We start from the raw sequence: 1,282 nt of genomic DNA, 5'->3' as shown, positions 1-1,282 counted from the left end.
CTGCTTCTGCTCCTTTTTCATTTTCTGTTTGTAGTCCATCACATCTTCATATTTAATTCTTCTATGTTTGCCTACTTTAGTATATTCTATTCCCCCTTCCCCCAGCAATTTCACTAGATAAGGTCTTGAACATCCTAAAATTTCAGCTGCACTTTGAGTAGTGACTTCGGTAGCCAGAGGTACAATGGAAATGGGTTTACCCTGACTCATTGCCTTGAGTATTTCACTTAATAAATTCAATGCTTTTAAAGGAAGAATAATTCTTTCTCTGGTTTCCTTAATCTCTATTTCCACCTGGTCCAATTTTAATTGTTTTATGGAGGAAATGAGAGAAATGTATGACTTCTGCGCTAATTCTCGTTCACGCTTATTTGGTCTTTGAATATTATTTGGGAAAATCAAAATTATTCCTTATTTTTGTGAACTGAACATTGAAATTAATCCAATGAATAGTTCTCGAAATAACGACTTGATTTTGTCTGTTTTCAGCGATACACGAACTGTATTCACGCTGAACGATGTTGCCATGCTCATCGGAGAGAGCGAATTCAAGAAGCTGAATGAGCGATTGAATTATCATGTCCGCAAAGGCAAGCTGCTTCGTCCACGAAAGGGCATTTACGTCAAACCCGGATATAAACCCGAAGAGTTGGCCTGTACGCTTTATACTCCATCTTATATCTCGCTTGAATATGTACTGCAAAAGGCCGGCGTTGTCTTTCAATATGATGAACGGATAACCGTCGTCAGCTATTTAAGCCGGAGTGTGGATATCGAAGGCCGCATTTATGCCTATCGAAAAATCAAGGGTGAAATCCTGATTGTGACACAGGGTATCCTCCAAACCGGTAATGTAAACATTGCTACACCTGAACGTGCCTTTCTGGACATGCTCTATTTGAATAAGGAGTACTATTTCGACAACCTGGCCCCCCTTGACAAAAATTTGATCATACAACTTTTGCCGGAATATCAATCAAAAACACTTACGGCAAAAGTGAAAAAGCTGTTCGCCAATGGTTAATATCAACAAACATAAATTTTTTCTGATGCAGATACTCAAAGATATCTATTCAGATATTGAGTTGGCAAACTGTCTTGGCTTCAAAGGCGGAACGGCGTTGATGTTCTTTTACGATCTGCCCCGTTTTTCGGTCGATTTGGATTTCAACCTGCTCAACCCTGCCAAAGAAAAAACGGTGTACGAAAAGGTGCGAAAAATTCTATCGAAACAGGGTAAGATATTCGACGAGGCAATGAAGTTCTACGGTCCGATTATCGT

At 39.5% G+C, this 1,282-nt stretch carries 3 protein-coding genes; 2 read left to right on the top strand and 1 reads right to left on the bottom strand.

The features are described from left to right. On the bottom strand, positions 1 to 294 hold a 294-nt coding region (locus B3Z75_RS10715; protein WP_294071427.1), incomplete at its 3' end, for a helix-turn-helix domain-containing protein. Positions 295 to 445: 151 nt separating this feature from the next. Here B3Z75_RS10715 and B3Z75_RS10710 point away from each other — a divergent pair. Further along, positions 446 to 1,024: a type IV toxin-antitoxin system AbiEi family antitoxin domain-containing protein gene (locus B3Z75_RS10710; RefSeq protein WP_294071424.1), complete on the top strand. Its 579-nt coding sequence runs from the start codon at positions 446 to 448 to the stop codon at positions 1,022 to 1,024. Positions 1,025 to 1,049: 25 nt separating this feature from the next. Next, on the top strand, positions 1,050 to 1,282 hold a 233-nt coding region (locus tag B3Z75_RS10705), incomplete at its 3' end, for a nucleotidyl transferase AbiEii/AbiGii toxin family protein (RefSeq protein WP_294071421.1).

Source organism: Proteiniphilum sp. UBA1028 (assembly GCF_002316955.1).
In the GTDB taxonomy this organism is placed as follows: Bacteria; Bacteroidota; Bacteroidia; order Bacteroidales; family Dysgonomonadaceae; genus Proteiniphilum.
The sequence above is the reverse complement of the archived record's forward strand: the minus strand, read 5'-3'. Positions and strand labels throughout refer to the sequence as shown.

What these genes read in the sequence shown, in the direction of transcription:
- B3Z75_RS10710 (WP_294071424.1), top strand. Translation starts at nt 446, where the DNA reads ATGAATAGTTCTCGAAATAACGACTTGATTTTGTCTGTTTTCAGCGAT.